This is a genomic window from Mycobacterium sp. DHQP2018-32-09, from assembly GCF_058148405.1.
The window spans coordinates 15,035-41,124 of sequence record NZ_JBYVYK010000045.1 but is presented as its reverse complement, the minus strand read 5'-3'; the positions used below and the strand labels follow the sequence as shown (position 1 = coordinate 41,124).

Sequence of the window (26,090 nt, the reverse complement as noted above, 5' to 3'; positions counted from 1 at the left end):
CACGAGTCACTGGAGCGGGATGGGCGCGATCTCACGGTTTCGCGGCGTTGGATCGACGGTGGCGCCGCTCCGACGGAAGGGGCTCGCAGCGCGCCCCTTCCGTCGGAGCAGGAGGCCGCCAAGTGGCGCGGATCCGAGGGCCCGTGAGCTGGGATTCGACGACCAGGTGCGTCCCAGCGCGGTCACAGCGGTGTTTCAGCGTGCCTGCAGCGGGCTACCCGAGGCGCGGGGGCACGCCCCGCATCGAGCCGAAACCCGTTCGACTGGAGTGATCCACGTGATGAACACGAAGATGAAGCTGATGACCGCGACCGCAGGCACCGCCGCGCTGCTCGCCATGGGCGGCGTCGCGATGGCCACCAGTGCCGCCGAGCCGTCGGAGCCGGCACCGCCGGGCCCTGTCACGCCGACCGAGGTGACGACGGCCGAGACCACGACGTTGACCACGGCGCCGCCGACGCCCACCAGCCCGTCGGCCACCCCCGAGATCGAGGGCCCGGCGCCGCTGCCGCCCGAACTCGAGGGTGTCCCGGGCTAGTTGCCGTCAGACGCCAGGGGAGGTCGCATGGTCTGCACGACCGCGGCCTCCCCTTCGCGTGTGGCGCGTATCACCACGGCGTCCCCGACGTGGAACGGCGGCGTCGCCGAACCCTTCGGCAGCACGTAGTCGTGGCGGTAACCGTCGGCGCTGGCGACGGTCACCGACGTCGGCGAGACGGCGGTGAGCGTGCCGGTCTGGGTGAGTTGGGTCGCGAACCCGTCCTTGCCGTCGGCGACGACCGACTCGCCGTGCAGGGGCGCGGGATCGACGGCGGCCGCCGCCCCCACCTGGCGAGGTTCGCCGGCGTGCTGCTGCGGAGGGGGCGGCCAATGGCCGGGTCCCGGCATTCCCGACGGTTGATCCGTGGCGGCATACACCGCCACGCCGCCGACGCCGCCGACCACGGCCGCCACGCCCATCGCGGCCAGAGTGCCGCGCACGCCCCACGAGTTCATGTCCTCACGATGCCCGCTCGACGTGAGTGCCGGCTGTGAATCACCCGAGCGGGTCCGCCGGTGCACATTCTCCCGGTGCGCATTGTCCCGGTGCACATTCTCACAGCGGGCACATAGACTCGACACAGGATGAGCCCATGGCTGCGGCGCATGATGGACGGTCGTGAGCACTGACAACGACGGCCGCGTCGTCATGCGCCGCGCCGACGGCAGCCCGATCAACGTGCTCGTCGTCGACGACGAGCCGGTGTTGGCCGAGCTGGTGTCCATGGCGTTGCGCTACGAGGGCTGGGACATCACGACGGCGGGCGACGGCGCCACCGCGATCGCCGCGGCGCGCGAGACGCCGCCGGACGTGGTGGTGCTCGACGTGATGCTGCCCGACATGAGCGGACTCGACGTCCTGCGCGAGTTGCGGGCGCAGATTCCCGGTCTGCCGCTGCTGCTGTTGACGGCCAAGGACTCCGTCGAAGACCGCATCGCCGGGCTCACCGCAGGCGGTGACGACTACGTGACCAAGCCGTTCAGCATCGAGGAAGTGGTGCTGCGATTGCGGGCGTTGTTGCGCCGCACCGGCGTTGCCGACGAGGCGGGCGGGTCCCAGATCGTGGTCGGGGACCTGGTGCTCGACGAGGACAGTCACGAGGTGACGCGCGCGGGCGAGGCGATCACGTTGACCGCCACCGAGTTCGAGCTGTTGCGCTTCATGATGCGCAACGCCAAGCGGGTGCTCAGCAAGTCGCAGATCCTGGATCGCGTGTGGAGCTACGACTTCGGTGGCCGCTCCAACATCGTCGAGCTGTACGTCAGCTATCTGCGCAAGAAGATCGACAGCGGTCGCGAGCCGATGATCCACACGTTGCGGGGCGCGGGGTATGTCCTCAAGCCCGCCCGCTGAACGGCATTCGCGCGTCCTGTCGCCCCGGACGTGGTCCCTGCGGGCCCGACTGCTGGTGACCCAGGTGGTCCTGCTGGCGGCGGTGTGCGCGGCCATCGGCGTCGCGACCGAATTCGCGCTGCAACGCTTCCTGTCGCACCAACTCGACGAACAGCTGATGGAGGCGGGCCGACGATCGGCGGCCATCTTCGACCTGCCGCCGTTCCCCCCGCCGATGCAACTGCCCCCCAGCAGGCGCTGGGATCCCGAGGCGGGGCCAGGTCCCGGGTTCCTCAACGCCCCCGGCCAGGCCGCGCGCACGGTCGGGGCGGTGGTGTCGCCGGGCGGTGACGTCGATGCCGGTGTCATCACCTCCGAGGGCGGCCGCTCGAACGTCACCGCGGCGGCGTCGGCACAACTGGCGCACGTGCCGCCCGACCGCAGACCCGAGACCATCGTGCTCGACGGGCTGGGTCGTTACCGCGTCATCGGGTTGCACTCGCACCACGGCGGGCAGACGATCGTGACGGGCCTGCCGCTGTCGGTGGTCGACGACACGCTGTTGTGGGTCCTCGGCATGTTCTGCGTCGTGTCCGGCGTGGCGCTGATCGCCGCGGCCATCGCGGGAATCCTCATCGTCCGCAGACAGCTGACGCCGCTGTCGCGCGTGGCGTCGGCCGCCCGGGACGTGGCCAACCTCGAACTCGACCGCGGCGAGGTCCGCCTGCCGACGCCGATCGTGCGCGTCGACCCCGCGGCCCGGCACACCGAGATCGGGCAGCTGGGGACCGCGCTCAACCGCATGCTCGATCGCATCGCGGGCGCGTTGACGGCGCGCCACGACAGCGAGACCCGGGTGCGGCAGTTCGTCGCCGACGCCAGCCACGAGCTGCGCACGCCGCTCGCGGCCATCCGCGGATACACCGAACTGGCACAACGCAAACGGGCCGAGTTGCCCGACGACGTCGCGCACGCGATGAGCCGCGTGGAATCCGAGACGCACCGCATGACGCAGCTGGTCGAGGACATGCTGCTGTTGGCGCGCCTGGACGCCGGCCGTGCCCTGGTCCGCGAGGACGTCGACCTGTCTCGGCTCGTCGTCGACGCGTTGGGCGACGCCCACGTCGCCGGCCCCGATCACGTGTGGTCGCTGGACCTCCCGGAGGACCCGGTGATGGTCGTCGGCGACGAGGCCCGGCTGCACCAGGTCGTGGCGAACCTACTGGCGAACGCGCGCACCCACACCCCGCCGGGCACCACGGTGACGACGGTGCTGCAGACGCGCGCCGACACGGCCGTGCTGACGGTCGCCGACGACGGGCCGGGCATCCCCGACGCGCTGCAGCCGGAGGTCTTCGAGCGATTCGCCCGCGGCGACTCGTCGCGCTCGCGCCGGGAGGGCAGCACGGGGCTGGGCCTGGCGATCGTGGCCGCGGTGGTCAAGGCTCACGGTGGCAGCATCGACGTGCGGAGCCGGCCCGGTCGCACCGAGTTCGTCGTCACCTTCGAACGTTCACAGGTCGCGCACAGCTCGAACAAAACCAACGCCTAGCGGGCTCACCGAGAATCGGCCTGGTGACTGCAGTACTGCCGCGCGCCTCGGAACCTGGACTCGACGGCGCGCGCGGCCCGCGCACGGTGCCGTGGCATCGCGTCGCCCACGGCGTGCTGCTGTCGGCGACGGCGGTGCTGTACCTGTGGGGACTGTCGGCCAGCGGATGGGCCAACGCCTTCTACTCGGCAGCGGCGCAGGCCGGGGCGCAGAGCTGGACGGCCATGCTGTTCGGCTCGAGTGACGCGGGCAACGCGATCACCGTCGACAAGACCCCCGGCGCACTGTGGGTGATGGACGTCTCGGTGCGCCTGTTCGGGCTCAACCCGTGGAGCGTGCTGGTACCGCAGGCGCTGATGGGCGTCGCGACGGTGGCGGTGCTGTCCGCGGCGGTGCGTCGTGCCGCCGGACCGTGGGCGGGCCTGCTGGCGGGCGCGGTGTGCGCGCTCACCCCGGCGGCGGTGCTGATGTTCCGGTTCAACAACCCCGACGCTCTGCTGGTGCTCGCGCTCGTCGTCGGCGCGTACTGCGTGCAACGCGCATGCGTCCCCGACGCCGGGCGATGGTGGCTCGTCGGTGCCGGCGTCGCGGTCGGGATCGGGTTCCTGGCCAAGATGGTGCAGGCGTTCCTGGTGCTGCCGGGGTTCGGGCTCGCCTACCTGCTCACCGCGGCGGTGCCCTGGCGCACCCGGGCACGGCGCCTGGCCGCGGGCACGCTGGCCATGGTCGTCACCGCGGGGTGGTATCTCGTGCTCGTCGAGGCGTGGCCGGCGTCCCAACGACCCTACGTCGGCGGTTCGCAGCACGACAGCGTCCTCGAACTCGCCCTGGGCTACAACGGCGTCGGCCGGCTGACGGGGAACGAGGTGGGCGGCCTCGGCAACATGAACTTCGACGTGGGCTGGGGGCGGTTGCTCGGCGCCAGCATGGGCGACTACGCGGGGTGGCTGCTGCCCGCCGCGCTCATCGGGCTCGGGGCCACGATCGTGGTGGCTCGTCGCACGCCGCGCACCGATCCGCTGCGCACGGCGGCCGTCACGTGGGGTGGTTGGCTGCTCGTGACGGCCGCGGTGTTCAGCTTCGCCAACGGCATTCTGCACCAGTACTACACGGTGGCACTGGCGCCCGCGATCGGGGCGACCGTCGGCATCGGCGCGACCGTCCTGTGGCGCAACCGATCCGACGTGCGCGCGGCAGCGGCCATGGCGGCTGCCGTGGCGGGCACCGCCGTGCTGGCCGTGGTGCTGCTGGCCCGCCAGGCCGACTGGCAGCCCTGGTTGCGCGGCACGATCGCCGTGGCGGGGCTGGTGGCCGCCGTGCTGCTGGTGGTGGTGGCGCGCCTGCCGGGGGCCGTCGCCCGGCTGACCGCCGTGCTGGCCGTGGCGGCGTGCCTGCTGGGTCCCGGCGCCTACGCGGTCGCGACGGCCGCGTCACCGCACTCCGGCGCCATCCCCTCGGTGGGCCCGGCGCGTGGCGGTGGCTTCGGGTCCTTCGGCGGCGGCCTGCTCGACTCGCCCGACGTCGGCGACGACGTGGCCCGGTTGGTGCGCACCGACGCCGGGAGCTATCGCTGGGCCGCCGCCGTCGTCGGCTCGAACAACGCCGCCGGATACCAGCTGGCCACCGGCGTGCCGGTGATGGCGGTCGGCGGGTTCAACGGAACCGACCCTGCGCCAACGCTTTCGGAGTTCCAGCAGCTGGTGGCTCAGCGGCAGGTGCACTACTTCGTCAACGCCCGCGTGATGGGCGGGTTCGGCGGTCACGGCCGGGGAGGCAGCAGCGGCAGCCAGGAGGCCGCGCACATCGCGGAGTGGGTCAGGACGCACTTCAGGCCCGTCGCCGTCGAGTCCGGTCACCCTCCGGTGGAGATCTACGACCTCACCGCCCCCGATTCAACCGCCCCCGATTCATAGGTGGTGCATAGCCAATGCCCACAGCCGACACAACGCCCCGATCGACGATTGACTCATGACGGACATCGACCTGCGGACGGACACCGTGACCCGCTTCGCCTCCCGCCCCAATGCGGCGCGTGCCGCCGCCGACAGGGGCGTCCCCGTGCTCGACGTGGTGATCCCCGTGTACAACGAAGAAGCCGCGCTGGCCGCTTCGGTGCACCGGTTGCGCGATCACCTGCGCGAGACGTTTCCGTACCCGGTGCGGATCACCATCGCCGACAACGCCAGCGTCGACGCGACCCCGGAGATCGGCGCGCACCTGGCGGCGACCCTGCCCGACGTCCGCTACGTGCGCCTGGAGCAGAAGGGCCGTGGGCGTGCGCTGCACGACGTGTGGCTGCGGTCGGACGCCCAGGTGCTCGCGTACATGGACGTCGACCTGTCGACCGACCTGGCGGCGCTGGCGCCGCTGGTGGCCCCCCTGATCTCGGGACACTCCGACCTCGCGATCGGCACCCGGCTGAGCCGCGGGTCGCGTGTGGTGCGCGGCGCCAAGCGCGAGATCATCTCGCGCTGCTACAACCTCATCTTGCGCTCCACGCTGTCGGCCGGGTTCTCCGACGCCCAGTGCGGGTTCAAGGCCATCCGGGCCGACGTCGCAGGTGAACTGCTGCCGCACGTGTCCGACACCGGGTGGTTCTTCGACACCGAGCTGCTGGTGCTCGCCGAGCGCAGCGGGTTGCGCATCCACGAGGTGCCCGTCGACTGGGTGGACGACCCGGACAGTCGCGTCGACATCGTGGCCACGGCCGTCACCGACCTCAAGGGGGTCGGCCGGCTGCTGCGCGGCTTCGCCGACGGCTCCATCCCGGTGAACGCCATTGCCGCGCAACTGAGTCCGTCGCGGCGCTCGGCTGCGCCGCGGTCGCTGCTACGCCAGGTGGTGCGGTTCGGTGCCATCGGCGTCGCATCCACGGCGGCCTACCTGCTGCTGTTCGTGCTGCTGCACCCCGTCATCGGCGCGCAGGCCGCCAACCTGGTGGCCCTGCTGGTGACGGCGGTCGGCAACACCGCGGCCAACCGCCGCTTCACCTTCGGTGTCGCGGGCAACGTGGCCCGCCACCACGTCGAGGGACTCATCGTGTTCGGCATCGCGCTCGCGATCACCAGCGGCGCGCTCGCGGGCCTGCACGGCCTCGTCGACCAACCCCATCGCATGCTGGAGATCGGCGTGCTGGTGGCTGCCAACCTGATCGCCACCTGCGTGCGATTCGTCCTCCTGCGCGGCTGGGTGTTCCACCCCCGCCGCTCCCACACCCGTGAAGGAAACCGTCGATGACGCTCACCGCCGACCGAGCCGCCGCGGCCGAGCCCGGGACCGAGTCCGATCAGTCCCGCTGGGCGAAGCTCCGACTGCCGCTCCTGCTGGCCGGTACCGCAGTGCTGTACCTGTGGGGCCTGGGCTCCAACGGCTGGGCCAACGACTACTACGCCGCCGCGGCCCAGGCTGCCACCCAGAGTTGGAAGGCCTGGCTGTTCGGCTCGCTCGACGCAGGCAACGCCATCACCGTCGACAAGCCCCCCGCCGCGATGTGGGTGATGGGCTTGTCCGGCAGGCTCTTCGGGTTCAACGAGTTCACGTTGCTGCTGCCGCAGGCGCTGATGGGCGTCGCGGCCGTCGCCGTGCTGTACGCCACGGTCAAGCGCACCAACGGTGCGGGTGCCGGGCTGCTGGCCGGCACCGCCCTGGCGGTGACGCCCGTCGCGGCGTTGATGTTCCGCTACGACAACCCGGACGCCCTGCTGGTTCTGCTACTGGTCGTCGCCGCCTACTGCACGGTGCGCGCCGTCGAACACGGCAGCTACCGCTGGATGGCACTGACCGGTGTGGCGGTGGGGTTCGCGTTCTTGACCAAGATGCTGCAGGCGTTCCTGCCGGTGCCCGCGTTGGCCCTGGCCTTCCTGGTGGCGGCACCCATCTCGCTGTGGCGCCGCATCGGTGCGCTGCTGATCGCCGGTGTGGCGGTGGTGGTCTCGGCGGGGTGGTACGTCGCCCTGGTGCAGCTGTGGCCCGCGGACTCGCGGCCCTACATCGCGGGCTCCACCGACAACACCCTGCTGCAATTGGCCTTGGGCTACAACGGCGTTCAACGCATCCTCGGCGGCGGCGGTCCTGGCGGCGGGGGAGGCCACGGTCCAGGCGGCGAGCACGAGGGCCCGTTCGGCGGCAGCGTGCTCTTCGGCGGCCAGCCGGGCGTCACCCGCATGTTCGGCCCGTCGTTCGGGACCGAGGCATCGTGGCTGCTGCCCGCGGCGCTGCTGGGCATGGGTGCGGTGGCGTGGCTGACGTGGCGGGCGGCGCGCACTGACCGACGCCGCGCCGCGCTGCTGCTGTGGGGCGGTTGGTTGCTCGTCACCGCGGTGGTGTTCAGCTTCATGGACGGCACGATCCACCCGTATTACGTGGTGGCCCTGGCTCCCGCGGTCGCGGCGGTGGTCGGCATGGCCGGCGCCGAACTGTGGCGACGGCGCGCCGCTGTCGTCCCGCGCACGGTGCTGGCGGTCATGGTGGCAGCCACCGGGGCATGGGCGTTCGTCCTCCTGGGCCGCACCCCGGACTGGCTGTCCGCGCTGCGGTGGGTGGCGCTCGCCGGGGCGCTCGTCGTCGCGGTGGCGTTCGTCGTCGGCGTCCCGCGCGGCCCCCGGGTGGCGGCCGGCCTGGCCGTGGCGGCCGTCCTGGTGGGCGCCGCCGCGCCGGCGGTGTGGACCATCGCGACCGTCGCAGGCAGGCAAGGCGGCCCGATCGCGATGTCCGGCCCGGCGAAACCGGGTGGCGGCTTCGGGTTCGGCGGCCCGGGTGGACCCGAGGGCAAACCCGACGGCGGGCCGTTCGGCTTCCATGACGATCCGGAACTGCAGACGTTGGTCGCCGAGGCAGGCAACTACCGGTGGGCCGCCGCGGCCATCGGGTCCATGCAGGTCAGTGGTTTGGAGTTGAAGACGACGGAGTCGCTCATGGCGATCGGCGGCTTCACCGGCGGCGATCCGTCGCCGACGCTGCATGAGTTCCAGCAGTACGTGGCCGACGGTCAGGTGCGGTACTTCCTGGCCTCCGACCGCGGACCGGGCCCCGGCATGCACCGCGACGGGTCGGCCGCCGACATCACGTCCTGGGTCGAGGCGACGTTCCCCAAGCAGGTGGTCGGCGGCACCACGGTGTACGACCTGCAGCCTGCCTCCTGACGCGATTCGTGGAGTTTGCGTCGCGCTGCGCGCGACGCAAACTCCACGAATCGCTCGTCATCGGGTGGTGGACTGTCGCACTTCCAGGCGTGGTTCGGGTGACTGGGATTGACCCTCTACCGCGGCGCCCTCGGCGAGCTGGACCGCGATCTCGACGGCGCGCTGCGCGGTTTCCTCTGGCCGCAGGTCGAGGGTCGTGACGGTGGGCGTGGAGGTGCGGTTCTGCAAGACCCCGGCGGCGGCCGCGACCAGGAGGTCTTCCGGCACCCGCAGGCCGCGGCGCAGGGCGGCCGCGGTGACGCCCGCCGCGTGCCGCCCGGTGAGGCAGAAGATCGCATCCGGGCGATCGGTGGCCGCGTCGTCGAGGAAGTGATCGAGCACGACGTCGCCGACGGCTTCGCCGTCGACTTCCGGCAGCGAGAGGATGAGCGGGTCCAGCCCCCTGGCGGCGTTCCACTCCCGCATCACGCGGCGCGTGCTGATGTTCCAGTCGTTGCGCGTGGTGCCGGTGACCAGGGCGATGCGTCGGGCGCCCGCGGCCACCAGGTGTGCCAGCATCAGCTCGGTCTGTTGGTCGGCGCCCTCGCTGAGTTCGACGAAGCGGCCCGGTCGCGCCGGGTCGGCCCCGATGGCGACGACCGGGATGTGCTGCTCCACCAGCAGCGTCAGCACGGGGTCGTTCTCGTAGGGCTCGACGACGATGTAGGCGTCCGCGGCGAGCGCGCTGAGCGGCACGCTCGGCCGGGTGGGATCGTCGATCAGCATCATGCTGTAGCCGTGCTCCATGGCGGCAAGTGCTGCGGCACCGGACATCCGGAGGTAGTAGTCGACGCCTTCGGGCAGGTAGGTCTCCTTGCCGAGGCTGTGCAGTGGTCGGATGACGAGGGCGAGTAGCCCCAGCCAGCCTTGGCCGAGGCCGCGTGCGACCGCGTTCGGGCGGTAGCCGATCTCCGCGGCGATCCGTTCGATGCGTTCGACGGTCTCGCGGCGCACCACGCCCTTGCCGTTGAGCGCGTGCGACACGGTCGTGGGGGACACCCCCGCCGCCTTGGCGACGTCCCTGATCGTCGGCCGCCCCGTCCGCTGCATCGCGTCAGATTAGCGGGTCGAATCGCCGGCACGTCGTGGGAGAACGTGACCTAGGTCATTAACCAAACCGGTTTGGGTGCTAGCATTCGGCGCGGTCGTCAGGCGGGGCTCGGTCGGACGACCCGGATGCCAGGCCCGTACGTCGAACGGAGAACACGTGTTGCTTGCCAGGACCAGGGCGTCGATCGCCCTGCTCGTCGCCGCCGGATTGACCGTCTCCGCGTGCGCCTCGGGCAATCGCGGCGGGGGCGACGACGCCTCCGGTACGTCCAAGACGACCAACCTGCTGCAGACCACGCCCCCGGCCAAGGGGGACGCCGACAAGGTCACGTGGAACTCGACCTACGGTGAGCTGGCGAGCCTCGACCCGATCAAGGCGTTCAACTACTCCGAGAACCAGATCGTGGCCAACCTGTGTGAGTCGCTGTTCCAGATGCAGCCCGACTTCTCGGTCACGCCCAACCTGGCCAAGGGCTTCACGCTGTCTCCCGACGGCAAGACCTACGTGTTCGACTTGCGCGACGACGTGACGTTCTGGGACGGCAGTCCCATGACGGCCGACGACGTCGTGTTCAGCCTCAACCGTCACCTGGACCCCAAGGAGGGCAGCTACCTGGCCTCCAGCTTCGACAAGGTGGCGAGCATCGCCAAGACTGGCGACCACCAGGTGACACTGACGCTGACCGAGCCCAATACGATTCTGCCCGAATCGCTCTCGACCAACTTGGGCGCCGTCGTGCAGCAGCGGCAGCGCGTGGCCGCCGGCCAGGACTACGGCAACCCGGGTGCCGGCGTGATGTGCACCGGCCCGCTGCGATTCGCGCCGGGCGGCTGGAAGCAGGGGCAGTCGATCACCCTGCAGCGGTACGACGGCTACTGGAACGCCGACCGCAAGGCCAAGGCCAAGGAGGTCGAGATCGGCTTCGTCGTCGATCCGACCGCCATCGCGACCGCGCTGTCCACCGGCGAGATCCAGGGGTCCTACGACGTCCCCCTGCCCGCCCTCGGCGAGCTGTCGAACGGCTCCAGGGGCAAGCTCTACTACGGCCAGGGCATGCAGGACATGGCCATCATCTCCACCGGCCAGGGCGTGTTCGGCGATCCCGCCGTCCGCCGGGCGCTGACCCGGGCGACCGACAGGCAGGCCATCGCGGACACGGTCTACGAAGGCACGGCGACGCCGTCGCGCTCGGTGGTGCCGCAAGCACCATGGGATCGGTACCCCGACGTCGCCGCACTGCGTGACGAGAAGCTGCCGGACCTGAGCTTCGACGTCGCCGCCGCCAAGGACGAACTGAAGGCCGCGACGGTCGACACGTCGAAGCCGATTCGCATCGCCTACCCCAGCGAGCGCAGCTTCTACGCCGATATCCTCAACGAGATCGCCAACGGCGCCAAGGAACTCGGGCTGGTCGTGGAACCTGTCGGTGTTCCCAGTGCCCAGTTCGGCACCTTCTTCTCCGATCCGAAGGCTCGTGCCGGCTACGACGGCTTCGTGACGACGAACTACCTCACGTCGCCGTCACCGCTGAACCAGCTCAAGGACATCGCGTACACCGGTGCCGAGCAGAACTTCTCGGCCTTCTCCAACCCCGCCATCGACCGCGCCATCGACGCGGCCTATGCCGAGGCCGATCCCAAGAAACGGGCCGAGCTGACCGTCGACGCCGAGGCGTTGGTCATGCAGCAGCAACCGTGGGTGCCGATCAACGACCTCGTGGTCCGGATGTACATGAGCGACGAGATCACGGGGGCGCCTGCGTCCTTCGTCTACCTGTACTACCCGTGGGCCGCCGACCTCGGCGCCGCTGAGTAAATCGCAGACGTCATGGGAGGTCGTCGTCGATGACGTACGCCGTCAAGCGGTTCGGTGCACTGGTCGCCGTGCTCGTGGTCTCGAGCTTCGTCGTGTTCGCGGGGATGTACCTGGCCCCGGGTAGTCCGGAGCAGTTCCTAGTGCAGGGCCGTACCGTGAGTCCCGAAGTGCTCGAATCGATTCGGGCCCAGTACGCGCTCGACGACCCGTTCCTGGTGCGGTACTGGCACTGGCTGCTCGACATGCTGCAGGGCAACCTCGGCAGGTCGCTGCTGACCCAGCAGGACGTCAGCACGCTGGTGGCCTCGCGCCTTCCGACGACGTCGTTCCTCGCCGCGTTGGCGGCGCTGCTGATCATCGTGTTCGGCGTCGGGCTCGGGGTGTTGGCGGCGACGCGGTCCGGTGCCTTCGAGAAACTGGTGGTGTTCGGGTCCAACCTCGGCTTCGCGGTCCCGACGTTCTTCGCCGCGCTCGTGCTGATGTTCGTCTTCGGGTCGAATCTCGGCTGGTTCCCGGTGTCGGGGTCGGGGAGCGGCTTCACCGACCGGCTGTGGCACCTCACGCTGCCGGCCGTCGCGCTGGCCTTCCCGGCTGTCGCCGTCGTCGCGCGCATCACCAGGACGGCGGTCCGCGAGGAGCAGGGATCCGAACACGTGGTGATGGCGATCGCCCGCGGCGTGCCGCGCCGGCTGGTGTTGTGGCGCCACACCGTGCGCAACGCGATGCTGCCCGTGACGACGGTGTTGGGCACCAACATCGCGGGCCTGCTGGCCAGCGCGTTCGTGATCGAGTACGCGTTCACGCTCGACGGTATCGGGTCGCTGCTGGTCAACTCCGTGCAGAAGAAGGACTTCGCGGTGGTGCAGGCGATCGCGCTCATCATGGTGCTCGCCTTCGGCGTCATCAACCTTCTCGTCGATCTGCTGTATGCGGTGATCGATCCGCGCGTCCGCCTCGACGATCGGGTGGCCGCCCGATGACCGAACCGCACGTCGCGCCCCCGCCCACACCCCAGGCGGCGACCTTGCCGGCGGGAAACGTCGACGTCGTAACGATTCCGGCCTGGCGGCGCGTCGTCCGCCGGCTCGGCGTCGCGGGCGTCATCAGCCTCGGCATCATCGTGGTGGTCGTCCTGGCCGCGCTGTTGGCGCCGCTCGTCGCTCCCTACGACCCCTTCGCGGGCAGCGTCACCCAGCGGCACGAGGCCTTCAGCGCCGCCCACCTGATGGGTACCGATCAATCGGGTCGCGACGTGTTCTCGCGAATCCTCTGGGGTGCTCGGACGAGTTTGCTCGGTCCGACGATCGTGATCGTGCTGACCGCCGTGCTGGCCACGACGCTGGCGCTGACCGCGGTGTGGTTCGGTGGCAGGGTCGACGCGCTGATCAGCAGGGTGCTCGACATCCTGTTCGCATTCCCGACGATGCTGCTGGCGATCCTCGCCATCGCAATCTTCGGACCGTCGCTGCTCACCGCGTCGGTGGCGCTGGCCATCGGGTTCACTCCCTATTCGGCTCGGGTGATCCGTGCGGTCGCGTTGCGCGAACGCCACCTGCCCTACGTGACGTCGGCTCAGCTGCAGGGCATCTCGGGCTTCCTCATCACGGTGCGGCACATCCTGCCCAACGTCCGCACGCAGATCCTGACGGGCATGACGATCAATTTCGGCTACGCGATGATCGAACTCGCCGCGCTGTCGTTCCTCGGCCTCGGCGTGCAACCGCCCACGCCGGACTGGGGGCTCATGGTCTCCAACGGGCAGGCGTCACTGCAACGGGGCTACTGGGAGCAGAGCGTGTACGCGGGCCTTGCCATCGTGATCACCGTCGCGGCCTTCGGTTACGTCGGTGAGCAACTCGGGGGCCGCCGGGCGTCGGGGAGGACGCGATGATGTTGACGGTCGACGAGTTGACCCTGGGCGTAACCGATCCCGCCACCGGCCGCGAGGCCGAGATCCTGCGCGGGGTGTCGTTCGAACTCGGCGCGGGCGAGGCGCTGGGCCTCGTCGGCGAGTCCGGGTCCGGAAAGTCCATGACGCTCAAGTGCATCCTGGGCATCGAGCCGGCAGGCGCCCGCGTCACGGGTGCGATCCACCTCGACGGCGTCGACCTGCTGGCGGCGGAAGGGGAGTCGCTGCGGACCATCCGGGCCGACGATCTCGCGCTCATTGCGCAGAATCCGCATGGGGCGCTCAATCCCGTTCTGCCGGTTGGCCGCTTCCTGCTCGAAGGCATGACCGACGCACGGTCGATGGGTCGAGCCGAGGCCCGGCGCCGGGCGGCCGAGCTGTTGCGGGACGTCGGCATCACCGACACCGACCGCGTGCTGCGGTCCTATCCGCACCAACTGTCGGGCGGCATGCTGCAGCGCGTCGTCATCGCAGGGGCGCTCTCGGGTACGCCCAAGCTGTTGCTGGCCGACGAACCCACCACGGCGCTCGACGTCACGACGCAGGCCGAGGTCGCCGCCATCCTCGACGAACTGCGGCGGGAGCACGGGCTCTCGATGGTCTTCGTGACGCACGACCTGGACCTGGCGGCCGGCGTCTGCGATCGCCTCGCGGTCATGAAGGACGGGGTGGTCCTCGAAGTCGGTACCCCGGAACGGATTCGGGACCGTCCGCAGCACGAGTTCACCCGCGCGCTGATGGCCGCCCGTCCGCTGCTCTACCCCGACGGTCACCCCGAGGCCGCGTTCTTGACCGCGACGGGCACGAGCGCGCCGGAGGCCACGGCATGACCGCCACGCCGATCATCGAGGTCGAGCATCTCGGCCGCACGTTCCACCTGGGCCGCAAGGCCGGCGTGAGGGCGCTCGACGACGTGTCGTGTGTCGTCCGTCGTGGCACCTGCCTGGCGGTGGTGGGAGAGTCGGGTTCGGGCAAGTCGACGCTCGCGCGGGTCATCGTCGGACTGGAGTCGGCCGACTCGGGCACCGTGCGCATCGACGGTCGCCAGGTGCGGCCCACGACGGCGCGACGGCAGCTTCGCGAGCGGGCGAAGCTGGTGCAGATGGTGTTCCAAGATCCGCAGGGATCGTTGAACCGGTCGCTGCCCGTGTCCGCCACCATCGACGAGATGCTGCGCGCACACCGCCCGGATCTCGACAAGGCCGGCAGGCGAACCAGGCTCCGCGAGCTGTTCGCCGAGGTGGGCCTGACCGAGCGGCATGCTCGTGCCCGGCCCGAGGCGCTGTCGGGCGGGCAGAAGCAGCGGGTCGCGATCGCGCGGGCGCTGGCGGCCGAGCCGGCCGTGATCGTCCTGGACGAGGCCGTGTCGGCGCTGGACGTATCGGTCCAGTCGCAGGTGCTCGACCTGCTCAAGCGATTGCGTGCCGAGCACGGCCTGTCCTATGTGTTCATCACGCACGACCTCTCGGTGGTGCGCGACATTGCCGACGACGTCGTGGTCATGCGCTCCGGCAGGATCATCGAGCGCGGTGGTGTCGATACCGTCCTCGACACCCCGCAGCAGCCCTACACGCGGCTACTCATCGCGTCGGCGCCCCGCCCGGGATGGCGTCCGCGGCGTGGCCTCCGCGACGCGCTCGTCGGCACCGACCGACCCGACCCACCATCAACGTAAGGAAACGAGAGTGACACCCACGCAGGAGCGGCTGCACATCGACGTCGCGGGCGGCACGCCACGCGAGCGGGGCCAGGCCCGGGGCCGGGCGCTGCGTCCCAGCCTCGCCGCGGTCTACGCCGGCTACTCGGAGCTGTACCGGGCATCGGGGGTGAGCGCCGAGCAGGAACGCGCGGCCGTCGGCGAGACCATCGCGGCCGTCCGTGGATGGCGCAGTGACGTGCTCGACGAACTCGAGGGCGTGGCCGAGGGAGCCGGCGTCGACCTGGACACGGTGGTGGCGCTGAACGCGCGCACGGAGATCCTGGCACTCGGCAGCCGCGGCGCGCACGAGTGTTCGACGGTGACCGCGGTACTCGACGGCAGTCGGTACGCCGTGCAGACCTGGGACTGGCACGTCGAGTTCGAGGACTTCTGGCACACGCAGACCGTCGCGGGCATCGGGTTGCGCTATGCGGGGCTGACCGAGCAGGGCATCCTCGGCAAGATCGGGGTGAACGAGGCCGGCCTCGCCCTGCACTTCAACATCCTCGGTCACGCGGATGACGGCGTGGGAGGCGTTCCGGTGCATCTGCTCGCCCATGTCGTGCTGTCGGAGTGTGCGACCGTGGCCGAGGCGCTGACCGTGATCCGTCGGACCCCGCTGCAGTCGTCGACCGCGTTGACCGTGCTCGACGCCTCCACGGCGGTGTCGGCGGAGTTGACGCCGGTGGGGGTGTTCGTGGTCGCCGAGGTCGACGGCTCGGTGCAGCGCACCAATCACTTCCAGCACGAGGTGCCCTTGGCTGCGCAGAAGTCCGCCCTGTACGAGCCGGACTCCACCCAGCGTCTCGACATGGTGCGCGCACGGCTTGCGCAGCGCAGTCCGCGGACCACCGCCGAACTCGTCGACCTGTTGTCGTCGCAGCCGGGGGAGCCGCCGCTGACGTGCGTCCCGGACATGTCGCTGGCGCTGGGGGACCGCTGGTCGACGTTGGCGACCATCGTGTCCCACCCGGAGACGCGCACCATTCGCATCCTCGACGGCACGCCCCTCGACGCGGCCGACGGCAGGTGGATCACGCTGCACGCCTGACGCGATTCGTGGAGTCTGCGTCGCGCTGAGCGCGACGCAGACTCCACGAATCGTTGACACGGTTCGGCGCCCGGGCGTACATTCCTGGGCATGATTGCAATTCTGGCTAACTCTACCAACTTAAAGAGGAAGTCATGACGGTCGCCGATCTCGACCAGCCGGCCGGCAAGTACGAGCTGAGCCACCTGCGCTCGCTGGAGGCCGAGGCCATCCACATCATCCGCGAGGTCGCGGCGGAGTTCGAGAAGCCCGTGCTGCTGTTCTCGGGCGGCAAGGACTCCATCGTCATGCTGCACCTGGCCATCAAGGCGTTCCAGCCCGGCCGGTTGCCGTTCCCCGTGATGCACGTCGACACCGGGCACAACTTCGACGAGGTGCTCGCGGCGCGTGACGAGTTGGTCGCCGAATCCGGCATCCGGCTGGTGGTCGCCAAGGTGCAGGACGACATCGACGCCGGCCGCGTCGTGGAGACCATCCCGTCGCGCAACCCGATGCAGACCTTCACGCTGCTGCGCGCCATCCGCGAGAACAAGTTCGACGCCGCGTTCGGCGGCGCGCGCCGCGACGAGGAGAAGGCCCGCGCCAAGGAGCGCGTCTTCAGCTTCCGCGACGAGTTCGGCCAATGGGACCCGAAGAACCAGCGCCCCGAGCTGTGGAACCTCTACAACGGGCGGCACCGCAAGGGCGAGCACATCCGCGCGTTCCCATTGTCGAACTGGACCGAGTTCGACATCTGGTCCTACATCGGCGCCGAGAAGATCAAGCTGCCGTCGATCTACTACGCCCATCAGCGGCAGGTGTTCGAGCGCGACGGGATGCTGCTGGCGGTGCACAAGTACATGCAGCCCCGCAGCGACGAGCCGGTGATCGAGAAGACCGTGCGGTTCCGCACCGTCGGTGACGTGACGTGCACGGGATGCGTCGAATCGTCGGCCGCCACGGTGTCGGAGGTCATTGCCGAGACCGCGGTGTCCCGGCTCACCGAACGCGGTGCCACGCGCGCCGACGACCGCATCTCCGAGGCGGGGATGGAAGACCGCAAGCGCGAAGGGTACTTCTGATATGGCCACGTTGCTTCGCATCGCCACCGCAGGTTCGGTGGACGACGGCAAGTCCACGCTCATCGGCAGGCTGCTGTACGACAGCAAGGCCGTCATGGAGGATCAGCTGGCCGCGGTCGAGCGCACCTCCAAGGAGCGCGGGAACGACTACACCGACCTGGCCCTGGTGACCGACGGCCTGCGCGCCGAGCGGGAACAGGGCATCACGATCGACGTGGCCTACCGCTACTTCGCCACGGCGAAGCGGAAGTTCATCATCGCCGACACTCCCGGGCACATCCAGTACACCCGCAACATGGTGACGGGCGTGTCGACCGCGCAGCTGGCCATCGTGCTGGTGGACGCCCGCCACGGTCTGCTGGAGCAGTCCCGCCGACACGCATTCCTGGCCTCGCTGTTGGGGATTCGGCACATCGTTTTGGCCGTCAACAAGATGGACCTGGTCGACTGGGATCAGCAGCGGTTCGAGGAGATCCGCGACGACTTCCACGAGTTCGCCGCCCGCCTGGACATCCACGACGTCACGACCATCCCGCTGTCGGCGCTCAACGGCGACAACGTGGTGACGAAGTCCGACGTCACTCCGTGGTACGACGGCCCGTCGCTGCTGAGCCATCTCGAGGACGTGTACATCGCCGGGGACCGCAACCTGGTCGACGTGCGCTTCCCGGTGCAGTACGTGATCCGGCCGCAGACGCGCGAACACGCCGACCACCGCAGCTACGCGGGCACCGTCGCCAGCGGTGTCATGCGCCCCGGCGACGAGGTGGTGGTGCTGCCTGCGGGCAAGACCAGTCGCATCACGGCGATCGACGGTCCCGGCGGGCCGGTGCAGGAAGCGTTTCCGCCGATGGCGGTGTCGGTGAGCTTGGCCGACGACATCGACATCTCGCGTGGCGACATGATCGCGCGGCCCAACAACCAGCCGCGGGTGGCGCAGGACTTCGACGCGACGGTGTGCTGGATGGCCGACGGTGCGGCGCTGGAACCTGGCCGCGACTACGTCATCAAGCACACGACGCGCACCACCCGCGTGCGGGTGACGGCGCTGGACTATCGCCTGGACGTCAACACCCTGCACCGCGACAAGTCGGCGACGGCGCTGAAGCTCAACGAGCTGGGCCGCATCTCGCTGCGCGCACAGACGCCGCTGCTGCTCGACGAGTACAGCCGCAACGCGGCCACGGGATCGTTCATCCTGATCGATCCGGACACCAACGTGACGGTGGCGGCGGGCATGGTGCTGCCGTACGTCACGGCGCGGACGTCGAGCCCCAACACGGTGCGGCACGAGTCGCTGTGCAAGGAGCGGCTGTCGCAGGGGGCCACGGTGTGGTTCACGGGGCTGTCGGGTTCCGGCAAGTCGTCGGTGGCGGTGCTGGTGGAGCAGAAGCTCATCGAATCCGGCACGCCCGCCTTCATTCTCGATGGGGACAACCTGCGGCACGGCCTGAACGCCGACCTCGGCTTCTCGATGGCAGACCGGGCGGAGAACCAGCGCAGGCTGGCGCACGTGGCTGCGATCCTCGCCGAGTCCGGGCAGGTGGTGCTGGTTCCCGCCATCAGCCCGTTGGAGGAGCATCGGGCCTTGGCGCGCAAGGTGACCAGTGATGCGGGGTTGGACTTCTTCGAGGTGTTCTGCGACACGCCGCTGGAGGACTGCGAGCGCCGTGATCCGAAGGGGTTGTACGCCAAGGCGCGGGCGGGTGAGATCACGCACTTCACCGGCATCGACAGCCCGTATCAGCGGCCGAAGAACCCGGATCTGCGGTTGACGCCGGATCGGTCCACCGACGAGCTGGCCGACCAGGTGATCGAGATGCTGGCGGCACGGGGGTGAGTGACCACGAGGTCGCCGCGCGCCTGGCCACCGCGGCCGGCCGGTTGCTGCTCGATGTTCGCGAGGAGTTCGCCGAGGCCGACGCCAAGGAGCGAAAGGCGGCGGGGGACAAGCGGTCCCACGACTTCCTGATGGCGGCGTTGGCGCAGGAGCGTCCCGGTGATGCCGTGCTGTCCGAGGAAGGCGTCGACGACCGGGTGCGGCTGACGTCGGACCGGGTGTGGATCGTCGATCCGCTCGACGGGACGCGGGAGTTCTCCGAACTGGGCAGGCAGGACTGGGCGGTGCACGTGGCGCTGTGGGAGCGGGGTGAACTGGTGGCGGGAGCGGTGGCGCTGCCCGCACAGGGTGTCACGCTGGCGACGCCGGCGGTGGCTCCACCGCCTGCCGCGCCCGACGCTCCGCGCGTCGTGGTGTCGCGAACCCGCCCGCCCGCGGTGGCGTTGGAGGTCCGGGACGCCCTCGGCGGGACGCTGGTCGAAATGGGTTCTGCGGGTGCGAAGGTGGCGTCGGTGGTGCAGGGGGTGGCCGACGTCTACGTGCACGCCGATGGTCAGTACGAGTGGGATTCGGCCGCCCCGGTGGCGGTGGCGCGCGCGGCGGGCCTCTTCACGTCGCGCATCGACGGTTCGCCCTTGGCCTACAACCAGTCCGACGTCCTGTTGCCCGACCTGGTGGTGTGCCGGCCCGAGTTGGCCGACGCGGTGCTGGCGGTGACGGCCGGGCGGTAGTCGGGGCCCGTTCGTCGGCGGCTCGAGCTGGCCGCGGGCGGCACCGCTCGGTCCGGTGGCGTCGTTCGTCGCGCGCCTCGATCCGATTGAAAAGGCTAGTCCGGCATTGTCTTTCAGGAAGACGCGCTTTCAGGAAGCCGTCATCCGGCTCGTAGCTCGTCCTCGTCGTCCGTCGGTGGTGGTTGGGGTTGGTAGGGCTGATACCACCACCATTGGGCGCGTTCGCCGGTGGGGCCGGGGCACGGTGGCACGCGGGGTGGGTCGGTGGTGGGTGGGCGGGCCACCGACCCGCCGGTCAGCGGCCGGCCCTCGCGGTCGGCGACGACGAGGGCGTGGGCGGGGCCGGTGAGGGTGATGCCGCCGCGGTGATGCAGCCGGTGATGAAACGGGCACACCAGCACCAGATTCGCCACCTCGGTCTCGCCACCGTCTTCCCAGTGCACCAGGTGATGGGCGTGCAGACCCCGGGTGGCCCCACAGCCGGGGACCACGCAGCAGCGGTCGCGGTGCTCCAGCGCCCGCCGCAACCGGCGCCCGATCTGACGGGTGCTGCGTCCGGCGCCGATCGGCTGACCGGCCCGCTCCAGCCACACCTCGCACGTCGCATCACAGAGCAGGTACTGGCGATCGGCGGCGCTGAGGTGCGCGCCCAGATGCACCGCCGCCGTGGGGGCGTCGAGATCGAGGTGCACCACCACCGTGGTGTGCTGGCCGTGCGGGCGGCGCGCCACGTCGGCGTCCCAGCCCGCCTCGACCAGGCTCAGGAACCCGTCGACGGCATCCGGAAACGGCGCCGTGGTGTCCGACTCCGGGCCACGGGCGCCCTCGGCGTGCCCGCGCTTCCACTCGGTGACCAACGCATCGCGGTGCGCGGCGAGCGCGGCGTCGAACACCGCGGCCTCGACCGTGGGCAGCGTGATCCGCCACGTGGTGCCGTGCTCGCCGACCCGCGCGCTGATGGACCGCCGCGGCTCAGGCTGCGGCGCCGGCTCGGGTGCGGGCTCGGGTTTCGGTTCCAATGCCACCGCGGTCCGCAACTGCGTCACGGTCGCGTTGCCCACCAACTGCGCGTAGTGCTCGTCGGAGCCCGCCGCGGCGCGCTCGGCGATCACGGCGACCTGATCCAGCGAGAACCGGCCCTCCCGCAACCCGGCGGCACAGCGGGGGAACTCCTCGGCCCGCCGCGCGACGGCGACCACGGTCTCGGCGTTGCGCGGGGACACCCCGGTCTTCCACGCCACCAACGCCGCGAGTGACCGCGCACCGGTGGCGCCCCACAGCTCGTCGCGCTCCAGCTCGGCGACCAGGTCCACGATCCGCCCGTCGATGGCATTGCGCTGCCCGACCAACTCGGCCAACTCGGCGAACACCGGCTCCAGCCGCGCATACGGATTGACCCCCTCGGTCAAAACCCCTGCCGCACTGGACATGACCTCATCCTGCCAGGGGGGTCTGACACGTCCCGCGGCCGACGTACGCCCGCTTCGTCGTTCCGTCGCCGGGGACGTCGCGTGCCCGTCCGGCGCTCGCCTACCGGTGCCCCGGGGTCACCGCCGTCGCCCACCCGCCCGATCAAGATTGCGCAACTCCGGGCGCTGACTACGCTGCGTGAGATGACCAGACCCACGCTGCGTGAACTCGCCGGGATGCCCGGCCAACCCGCCGAGCTGGCCGCCTCGGTGCTGGTGATGATCGACTGCCAGAACACCTACACCGAGGGTGTGATGGCGCTCGACGGCGTCGAGGCCGCGTTGGAGGAGGCCGCGACGCTCCTCGACCGGGCGCGCACCACCGGCATCCCCATCGTCCACGTGCGCCACGACGACGGCCCCGGATCGCTCTACGACGTCGCCGGCCACAGCGGTGCCATCGTCGCGGCCGTCGCGCCGCGCGACGGCGAGCCCATCGTGACGAAGAACTACCCGAACTCGTTCGTGCAGACCGACCTCGAAGGCCATCTGAAGGCGGTCGGTGCGAGCAATGTGATCCTGGCCGGGTTCATGACGCACATGTGCGTGAACTCCACGGCGCGTGGGGCATTCAACCTCGGCTATGCGCCGACGGTGGTCGCCGCGGCAACGGCCACCAGGAGCCTGCCAGGTGCCGACGGCACCGCCGTGCCCGCCGCGGCACTGCAGGCGGCGAGCCTGGCCGCCCTGGCCGATCTGTTCGCCGTCGTGGTACCCGACGCGTCCGGGATCCCGTCGTGACGACCTCGAAGATGCCGTCCACCAAGGTGACCCGCATCGGTGAGAAGCAGCTGCTGACGCGCGCGGACCTGGACGCGGTGCTCGCCGGCAGCCCGCTGGCCACGGTCGCGCTGGTCCGCGACGGCCATCCGGTGCTGTTTCCCACCGGATTCGCCCGCGTCGACGACCACCTGGTGATCCACGGCTCCACGGGATCGCCGTGGATGCGGGCGCTCGCGGAGGGGGCACCGGCCGCGGTGTCGGTGACCTCGCTCGACGGCGTCGTGGTGGCGCGCAGCGCGTTCGAGTCGTCGTTCCACTACCGCAGTGCCACGCTCTTCGGGGTCTTCGAGACCGTTCCCGACGCCGACAAGGTGGCCTACCTGGACGCGCTGACCGACCGCTTCATCCCCGGTCGCGTCGCCGAGCTGCGTCCGAGCACGCGCAGGGAACTCGCGGCGACGCTGGCGCTGCGACTGCCCATCGGTGCCGACAACTGGTCGGTGAAGGTGGGCGACGGCTGGCCCGACGATCCCGAGGAGGACGTCGCGGGCGACGCGTGGGCCGGCGTGGTGCCGATGACCGTGACGTACGGCGAGCCGCAAGCGGCGCCGGATCTGACCGAGGGCATCCCGGTCCCGCCCTCCGTGCGCGCCCTGGTCCAGGCCTGAGGGAACTCAGTCCAGCAGTCCGGCCCTGCGGTACAGGTCGGTGCGTCGGTCACCGTGAACGTCGTTGTGCTGATTGAACTTCTTGACCCGCGCGGCAGCCAGGTCGACGTCGGCGGTGATGGCGTCCGGGGTGCCGTAGCGGGCGAGTGCCATGGGGTAGCCGTCGGCATCGGTGATGACGCTGGCGCCGATCCAGTCGACGCCGCGTTCGGCGCCCGCCCGGTCGCAGATCGCCAGCGGCATGCGGTTGACCCCGGCGCCCGCGAGCGCGCGCACCAACTCGGTGGGCCGTTCGCCCTCGGGCCGCGGGAGCAGGGGCCAGTTCACCGGGGCGCACAGCAGATCCGCGCCGGCGAGGGCAACGGCGCGCACCCACTCCGGGAATTCGACGTCGTAGCAGATCAGCACGCCGAGCCGGCCGTGGTCGGTGTCGACGACCAGCGGCAGGTCGTCGCTGCGGTCGAAGACGGCGTTCTCCGCATCCCACAGGTGCGTCTTGCGGTAGACGCCGCGCAGCCCGGTGCGGTCCACCACGCAGGCGCTGTTGTAGATCTTCTCGCCCGCGTCCTCGGCGAAGCCGGCGACGATCGTCAGGTCGAACGCCTCGGCGAGGTTCGCCCACTCGGTGACGCTGGCACCGTCGCGCGGTTCGGCGAGCGAGGCCAACTCGGCGCGGTCGGCGAACACGTAGCCCGACGGCGTCAGCTCGGGCAGCACCACCACCTGGGCGCCGTCGCGGGCCGCGGCCTCGATCGCGGCCCGGGCCGTGGCGAGGTTGCCGGTGGTGTCACCGATGCGGAGGGCGATCTGGCAGCAGGTCACGCGCGTGGTCATCCCACGATGGTGGCGCACGGGTGCCCGAAGCGCACGCGCCTCGATGGCATGATTCCTCCCATGCGGATGTCGGCCAAGGCGGAGTACGCCGTCCGGGCGATGGTCGAGTTGGCCACCGCGGCCGACGGCGCGCTGGTCAAGACCGACGACCTGGCCAAGGCGCAGGGCATTCCCGCGCAGTTCCTGGTGGACATCCTCACGGCCCTGCGCACGGATCGCCTGGTGCGCAGCCACCGCGGCCGCGAAGGCGGCTACGAGCTGGCCCGGCCCGCTGCGGAGATCAGCATCGCCGACGTGCTCCGCTGCATCGACGGGCCGCTGGCCAGCGTGCGCGACATCGGGTTGGGGGACCTGCCGTACGCGGGTCCGACGGCGGCGCTCACCGACGTGTGGCGGGCGCTGCGGGCCAGCATGCGCTCGGTGCTCGAGGAGACCACGTTGGCCGACGTCGCCACCGGGGCATTGCCCGAGCACGTCGCCGAGCTGGCGGGTACCTATCTGGTGCAGGAGACGCAACGCGGGCACGGCTGATCCGGTCCGGCGACGAGGGAGGTGGCATGAGCGGTTTCGATCTGCGCAGTCTGGCGGTTCCGGTGATCGTGGCGCCCATGGCGGGCGGTCCCAGTACGCCGGCGCTGGCCGCGGCGGGCACCAACGCGGGCGGACTCGGCTTCCTGGCCGCGGGGTATCTGACGGCGGCGGCGCTGGCCGAGCGCATCGCAGCCGCGCGGGCGCTCACCACCGGGCCGCTGGGGGTCAACCTGTTCGTACCGCAGCCCAGCGTGGCCTCGCAGGACACGTTGCGGCGATACGCCGCGTCGCTCGAGCCCGACGCCAGCCGCTACGGCGTCGGCATCGGTGAACCCCGCTTCGACGACGACGACTGGGCTGCCAAGCTCGACGTCGTGCTCGATACCCGGCCCGAGGTGGTGTCGTTCACGTTCGCGTTGCCGGAGACGCACGAGATCGCGCGACTGCGCGACGCCGGCATCCCCACCGTCGCCACCATCACCACGCTGGCCGAGGCCGAACGGGCCGTGGCCCGCGGTGTCGACGTCGTCGCCGCGCAGGGGCCGGACGCCGGCGGGCATCGCGGCACCCTCGATCCGCTGGCCGACCCCGCGACGCAGCCCCTGGACCAGTTGGTCGTGGCGACCACGCGGGCCCTGCAGGTGCCGGTGGTGGCCGCGGGCGGCCTGATGACGGCCGCCGACGTCGCCGACGTGTGTGCCTCCGGTGCCGTTGCGGCTCAGCTCGGTACGGCGTTCCTGCTGGCCGACGAGTCCGGCAGCAGCCCCGTGCACCGGGCGGCCCTACGAGACCCTGCCTTCACGGAAACGACGGTGACGCGCGCCTTCTCGGGTCGCTACGCGCGGGGCCTGCGCAACCGGTTCATCGACGATCACGACCGGCTGGCCCCGTTCGGCTATCCCGAGGTGCACTACCTGACCAGTCCGCTGCGCGCCGCCGCGGTCAAGGCGGGCGATCCGCACGGCACCAACGTGTGGGCAGGCACCGGGTTCCGCAAGGCCAGAACGGGTTCGGTGGCCGACATCATGGCGACGCTGGCCTGACGCGGTCTACCGAGCGGTGAGCGCCTGAGGCGGTTGGGCGCGGTCGCCGCGCACCACCACGGGCCCGTCGGGGGTCCAGGTCTGTGCCGCACGCGTTCTCGCGGGCGACGCCGGGACCGTCAGCCGTGTGGGTGTCGGCCGTCGGCTCCGGCCGGTTCGACGACGGTGGTGCCGGATCCCGAGCGCGCCGAGATCCGGGCGACGGCCGCCGCGGGGTCGCTGGTCTGTGGGACCCGGATGCGGGTGGTCTCACCGGAGGCGCGCACCTCGTACGGCCCGGGGTCGGGCACCCGCACCGTGACGTCGCCGTCGGCGGTGGTGGCCTCGATGGTGCGGGGCGGCGGACCGGTGAACTCCACCGACACGCCGCCGTCGATCGAGCTGGCGACGAACGACTCGCGTACCGCGATGGGGTGGTGGGTGCTGATGTCGGCCGAGCCGGTGCGCACGTCGACGCGGCGGGCGGCGCCGCTCAGCACGATCGCGCCGTCCTCGTTGCTCGCCGTGAGCGTGTCGACGTCGGCGCGCGCCAGCAGCACCCCGGTGTCCTGCTGCGTGGTGATCGACAGCCGGGCGGCCAGCGCGGTCGGCAGGGTCACCGTGATCTCGCCGACGCGGCCCCAGCCCAGGAGGTTCGGCTCACCGCCGCGGACCACCACTCGGGCGTCCTGGCCGGAGACGGCGACGTCGAGGACCTGTCCGGCCTCGCGCGCGGACTCGACGACGCGCATCGAGACGCGCGGTTCGGTGGCGTCGTCGGTGGTCTCGATGCGCAGGGCCGCCGATACGTCGCGCGCGTCGATGGTCAGCGATCGCATGTCGGCGGGCAACGGCTTGCCGTCGGCGACGACGCGGATCGTCGACAGGCCCCAGGCGCCCGCGCCGAGGGCGACGAGGGTGCCCGCGACCACCACGATCGCGACGGCCACGAGGACGCCGCGGAACGCGGAACGGCCCCCGGGGGTCAACGCCGGTGGTGCGCCCCTCGGAGGAAGCGCGGGCGGAACGGTCGGCAGGGTCGGCAGGGACGTGCTCACGGTGTGACGCCTTTCTCGGACGA

At 70.8% G+C, this 26,090-nt stretch carries 24 protein-coding genes; 19 read left to right on the top strand and 5 right to left on the bottom strand.

The genetic code is table 11. The annotated features are described in order from the left end of the window. The first annotated feature begins 280 nt into the window (after positions 1–280). A complete protein-coding gene (locus tag AC30CM_RS20460; protein ID WP_490118741.1) occupies positions 281–538 on the top strand; it encodes a hypothetical protein in 258 nt (85 codons plus the stop codon). Here the strand turns inward: AC30CM_RS20460 and AC30CM_RS20455 are convergent. Continuing rightward, a complete protein-coding gene (locus tag AC30CM_RS20455) occupies positions 535–996 on the bottom strand; it encodes a hypothetical protein (RefSeq protein ID WP_490118740.1) in 462 nt (153 codons plus the stop codon). The genes AC30CM_RS20460 and AC30CM_RS20455 overlap by 4 nt on opposite strands. Positions 997–1,189: 193 nt before the next feature. Between AC30CM_RS20455 and AC30CM_RS20450 the strand changes: the two genes are divergently transcribed. The 5 genes from AC30CM_RS20450 (at position 1,190) to AC30CM_RS20430 (ending at position 8,566) form a co-directional block, all read left to right on the top strand. Beyond that, on the top strand, positions 1,190–1,894 hold the full coding sequence (locus tag AC30CM_RS20450; RefSeq protein WP_490118753.1) for a response regulator transcription factor: 705 nt from the start codon (positions 1,190–1,192) through the stop codon (positions 1,892–1,894). Then, the gene (locus AC30CM_RS20445; protein WP_490118739.1) at positions 1,872–3,425 is read left to right on the top strand and encodes a sensor histidine kinase; all 1,554 of its coding nucleotides are present in this window, start codon (positions 1,872–1,874) and stop codon (positions 3,423–3,425) included. Before AC30CM_RS20450 ends, AC30CM_RS20445 begins: the two co-directional genes overlap by 23 nt. A gap of 86 nt (positions 3,426–3,511) precedes the next feature. After that, positions 3,512–5,338 carry an ArnT family glycosyltransferase gene (locus tag AC30CM_RS20440; protein ID WP_490118752.1) on the top strand — a complete coding sequence of 609 codons (1,827 nt, stop codon included), beginning with the start codon at positions 3,512–3,514 and terminating at the stop codon, positions 5,336–5,338. A gap of 55 nt (positions 5,339–5,393) precedes the next feature. Further along, positions 5,394–6,662: a bifunctional glycosyltransferase family 2/GtrA family protein gene (locus AC30CM_RS20435; protein ID WP_490118738.1), complete on the top strand. Its 1,269-nt coding sequence runs from the start codon at positions 5,394–5,396 to the stop codon at positions 6,660–6,662. Next, positions 6,659–8,566, top strand: coding sequence for an ArnT family glycosyltransferase (locus AC30CM_RS20430; protein ID WP_490118737.1), 1,908 nt, complete (start codon positions 6,659–6,661; stop codon positions 8,564–8,566). Before AC30CM_RS20435 ends, AC30CM_RS20430 begins: the two co-directional genes overlap by 4 nt. Positions 8,567–8,623: 57 nt before the next feature. Here AC30CM_RS20430 and AC30CM_RS20425 read toward each other — a convergent pair whose 3' ends face one another. Further along, on the bottom strand, positions 8,624–9,655 hold the full coding sequence (locus AC30CM_RS20425) for a LacI family DNA-binding transcriptional regulator (RefSeq protein WP_490118736.1): 1,032 nt from the start codon (positions 9,653–9,655) through the stop codon (positions 8,624–8,626). 157 nt (positions 9,656–9,812) lie between these two features. Here AC30CM_RS20425 and AC30CM_RS20420 point away from each other — a divergent pair, with 157 nt between their 5' ends. The 9 genes from AC30CM_RS20420 (at position 9,813) to AC30CM_RS20380 (ending at position 19,762) form a co-directional block, all read left to right on the top strand. Further along, the gene (locus AC30CM_RS20420; RefSeq protein ID WP_490118735.1) at positions 9,813–11,471 is read left to right on the top strand and encodes an ABC transporter substrate-binding protein; all 1,659 of its coding nucleotides are present in this window, start codon (positions 9,813–9,815) and stop codon (positions 11,469–11,471) included. A gap of 29 nt (positions 11,472–11,500) precedes the next feature. Beyond that, complete coding sequence (locus tag AC30CM_RS20415) at positions 11,501–12,451, top strand: ABC transporter permease (RefSeq protein ID WP_490118734.1); 951 nt, start codon at positions 11,501–11,503, stop codon at positions 12,449–12,451. After that, positions 12,448–13,362 carry an ABC transporter permease gene (locus AC30CM_RS20410; protein ID WP_490118733.1) on the top strand — a complete coding sequence of 305 codons (915 nt, stop codon included), beginning with the start codon at positions 12,448–12,450 and terminating at the stop codon, positions 13,360–13,362. The genes AC30CM_RS20415 and AC30CM_RS20410 overlap by 4 nt, the downstream gene beginning before the upstream one ends. Then, positions 13,359–14,210 carry an ABC transporter ATP-binding protein gene (locus AC30CM_RS20405; RefSeq protein ID WP_490118732.1) on the top strand — a complete coding sequence of 284 codons (852 nt, stop codon included), beginning with the start codon at positions 13,359–13,361 and terminating at the stop codon, positions 14,208–14,210. Before AC30CM_RS20410 ends, AC30CM_RS20405 begins: the two co-directional genes overlap by 4 nt. Then, positions 14,207–15,055 carry an ABC transporter ATP-binding protein gene (locus AC30CM_RS20400; RefSeq protein ID WP_490118731.1) on the top strand — a complete coding sequence of 283 codons (849 nt, stop codon included), beginning with the start codon at positions 14,207–14,209 and terminating at the stop codon, positions 15,053–15,055. Before AC30CM_RS20405 ends, AC30CM_RS20400 begins: the two co-directional genes overlap by 4 nt. Positions 15,056–15,065: 10 nt before the next feature. Then, positions 15,066–16,130 carry a C45 family autoproteolytic acyltransferase/hydrolase gene (locus AC30CM_RS20395; RefSeq protein ID WP_490118730.1) on the top strand — a complete coding sequence of 355 codons (1,065 nt, stop codon included), beginning with the start codon at positions 15,066–15,068 and terminating at the stop codon, positions 16,128–16,130. Positions 16,131–16,264: 134 nt separating this feature from the next. Continuing rightward, positions 16,265–17,191: a sulfate adenylyltransferase subunit CysD gene (gene cysD / locus AC30CM_RS20390; RefSeq protein ID WP_490118729.1), complete on the top strand. Its 927-nt coding sequence runs from the start codon at positions 16,265–16,267 to the stop codon at positions 17,189–17,191. 1 nt (position 17,192) lies between these two features. Next, the gene (gene cysN, locus AC30CM_RS20385; protein ID WP_490118728.1) at positions 17,193–19,031 is read left to right on the top strand and encodes a sulfate adenylyltransferase subunit CysN; all 1,839 of its coding nucleotides are present in this window, start codon (positions 17,193–17,195) and stop codon (positions 19,029–19,031) included. After that, positions 19,028–19,762: a 3'(2'),5'-bisphosphate nucleotidase CysQ gene (locus tag AC30CM_RS20380; protein WP_490118727.1), complete on the top strand. Its 735-nt coding sequence runs from the start codon at positions 19,028–19,030 to the stop codon at positions 19,760–19,762. Before cysN ends, AC30CM_RS20380 begins: the two co-directional genes overlap by 4 nt. Positions 19,763–19,902: 140 nt before the next feature. On the opposite strand, the gene AC30CM_RS20375 is transcribed toward AC30CM_RS20380, so the two are convergent. Then, positions 19,903–21,192 (bottom strand): HNH endonuclease signature motif containing protein, encoded by a 1,290-nt coding sequence (locus AC30CM_RS20375; RefSeq protein ID WP_490118726.1) that lies wholly within the window; start codon positions 21,190–21,192, stop codon positions 19,903–19,905. A gap of 183 nt (positions 21,193–21,375) precedes the next feature. On the opposite strand from AC30CM_RS20375, the gene AC30CM_RS20370 reads away from it, so the two are divergent. Continuing rightward, positions 21,376–21,972 carry a cysteine hydrolase family protein gene (locus AC30CM_RS20370; RefSeq protein ID WP_490118725.1) on the top strand — a complete coding sequence of 199 codons (597 nt, stop codon included), beginning with the start codon at positions 21,376–21,378 and terminating at the stop codon, positions 21,970–21,972. Then, positions 21,969–22,622 carry a pyridoxamine 5'-phosphate oxidase family protein gene (locus AC30CM_RS20365; RefSeq protein ID WP_490118724.1) on the top strand — a complete coding sequence of 218 codons (654 nt, stop codon included), beginning with the start codon at positions 21,969–21,971 and terminating at the stop codon, positions 22,620–22,622. The genes AC30CM_RS20370 and AC30CM_RS20365 overlap by 4 nt, the downstream gene beginning before the upstream one ends. 6 nt (positions 22,623–22,628) lie before the next feature. Here AC30CM_RS20365 and AC30CM_RS20360 read toward each other — a convergent pair whose 3' ends face one another. Beyond that, positions 22,629–23,456: a nitrilase-related carbon-nitrogen hydrolase gene (locus AC30CM_RS20360; RefSeq protein WP_490118723.1), complete on the bottom strand. Its 828-nt coding sequence runs from the start codon at positions 23,454–23,456 to the stop codon at positions 22,629–22,631. A 60-nt stretch (positions 23,457–23,516) separates the two neighbouring features. Here AC30CM_RS20360 and AC30CM_RS20355 point away from each other — a divergent pair, with 60 nt between their 5' ends. Both AC30CM_RS20355 and AC30CM_RS20350 read left to right on the top strand, forming a co-directional pair. Continuing rightward, a complete protein-coding gene (locus AC30CM_RS20355; protein WP_490118722.1) occupies positions 23,517–23,987 on the top strand; it encodes an Rrf2 family transcriptional regulator in 471 nt (156 codons plus the stop codon). Positions 23,988–24,013: 26 nt separating this feature from the next. Further along, positions 24,014–25,030: a nitronate monooxygenase gene (locus AC30CM_RS20350; RefSeq protein WP_490118721.1), complete on the top strand. Its 1,017-nt coding sequence runs from the start codon at positions 24,014–24,016 to the stop codon at positions 25,028–25,030. Between the two features lie 119 nt (positions 25,031–25,149). Here the strand turns inward: AC30CM_RS20350 and AC30CM_RS20345 are convergent, their stop codons facing one another. Further along, on the bottom strand, positions 25,150–26,067 hold the full coding sequence (locus tag AC30CM_RS20345; RefSeq protein WP_490118720.1) for a DUF4097 family beta strand repeat-containing protein: 918 nt from the start codon (positions 26,065–26,067) through the stop codon (positions 25,150–25,152). Positions 26,068–26,090: the final 23 nt, after the last annotated feature.

What these genes read in the sequence shown, in the direction of transcription:
- AC30CM_RS20400 (WP_490118731.1), top strand. Translation starts at nt 14,207, where the DNA reads ATGACCGCCACGCCGATCATCGAGGTCGAGCATCTCGGCCGCACGTTC.
- AC30CM_RS20445 (WP_490118739.1), top strand. Translation starts at nt 1,872, where the DNA reads ATGTCCTCAAGCCCGCCCGCTGAACGGCATTCGCGCGTCCTGTCGCCC.
- AC30CM_RS20460 (WP_490118741.1), top strand. Translation starts at nt 281, where the DNA reads ATGAACACGAAGATGAAGCTGATGACCGCGACCGCAGGCACCGCCGCG.
- cysD (WP_490118729.1), top strand. Translation starts at nt 16,265, where the DNA reads ATGACGGTCGCCGATCTCGACCAGCCGGCCGGCAAGTACGAGCTGAGC.
- AC30CM_RS20450 (WP_490118753.1), top strand. Translation starts at nt 1,190, where the DNA reads ATGCGCCGCGCCGACGGCAGCCCGATCAACGTGCTCGTCGTCGACGAC.
- cysN (WP_490118728.1), top strand. Translation starts at nt 17,193, where the DNA reads ATGGCCACGTTGCTTCGCATCGCCACCGCAGGTTCGGTGGACGACGGC.
- AC30CM_RS20435 (WP_490118738.1), top strand. Translation starts at nt 5,394, where the DNA reads ATGACGGACATCGACCTGCGGACGGACACCGTGACCCGCTTCGCCTCC.
- AC30CM_RS20415 (WP_490118734.1), top strand. Translation starts at nt 11,501, where the DNA reads ATGACGTACGCCGTCAAGCGGTTCGGTGCACTGGTCGCCGTGCTCGTG.
- AC30CM_RS20405 (WP_490118732.1), top strand. Translation starts at nt 13,359, where the DNA reads ATGATGTTGACGGTCGACGAGTTGACCCTGGGCGTAACCGATCCCGCC.
- AC30CM_RS20425 (WP_490118736.1), bottom strand. Translation starts at nt 9,655, where the DNA reads ATGCAGCGGACGGGGCGGCCGACGATCAGGGACGTCGCCAAGGCGGCG.
- AC30CM_RS20375 (WP_490118726.1), bottom strand. Translation starts at nt 21,192, where the DNA reads ATGTCCAGTGCGGCAGGGGTTTTGACCGAGGGGGTCAATCCGTATGCG.
- AC30CM_RS20350 (WP_490118721.1), top strand. Translation starts at nt 24,014, where the DNA reads ATGAGCGGTTTCGATCTGCGCAGTCTGGCGGTTCCGGTGATCGTGGCG.
- AC30CM_RS20410 (WP_490118733.1), top strand. Translation starts at nt 12,448, where the DNA reads ATGACCGAACCGCACGTCGCGCCCCCGCCCACACCCCAGGCGGCGACC.
- AC30CM_RS20430 (WP_490118737.1), top strand. Translation starts at nt 6,659, where the DNA reads ATGACGCTCACCGCCGACCGAGCCGCCGCGGCCGAGCCCGGGACCGAG.
- AC30CM_RS20455 (WP_490118740.1), bottom strand. Translation starts at nt 996, where the DNA reads ATGAACTCGTGGGGCGTGCGCGGCACTCTGGCCGCGATGGGCGTGGCG.
- AC30CM_RS20360 (WP_490118723.1), bottom strand. Translation starts at nt 23,456, where the DNA reads ATGACCACGCGCGTGACCTGCTGCCAGATCGCCCTCCGCATCGGTGAC.
- AC30CM_RS20355 (WP_490118722.1), top strand. Translation starts at nt 23,517, where the DNA reads ATGCGGATGTCGGCCAAGGCGGAGTACGCCGTCCGGGCGATGGTCGAG.
- AC30CM_RS20370 (WP_490118725.1), top strand. Translation starts at nt 21,376, where the DNA reads ATGACCAGACCCACGCTGCGTGAACTCGCCGGGATGCCCGGCCAACCC.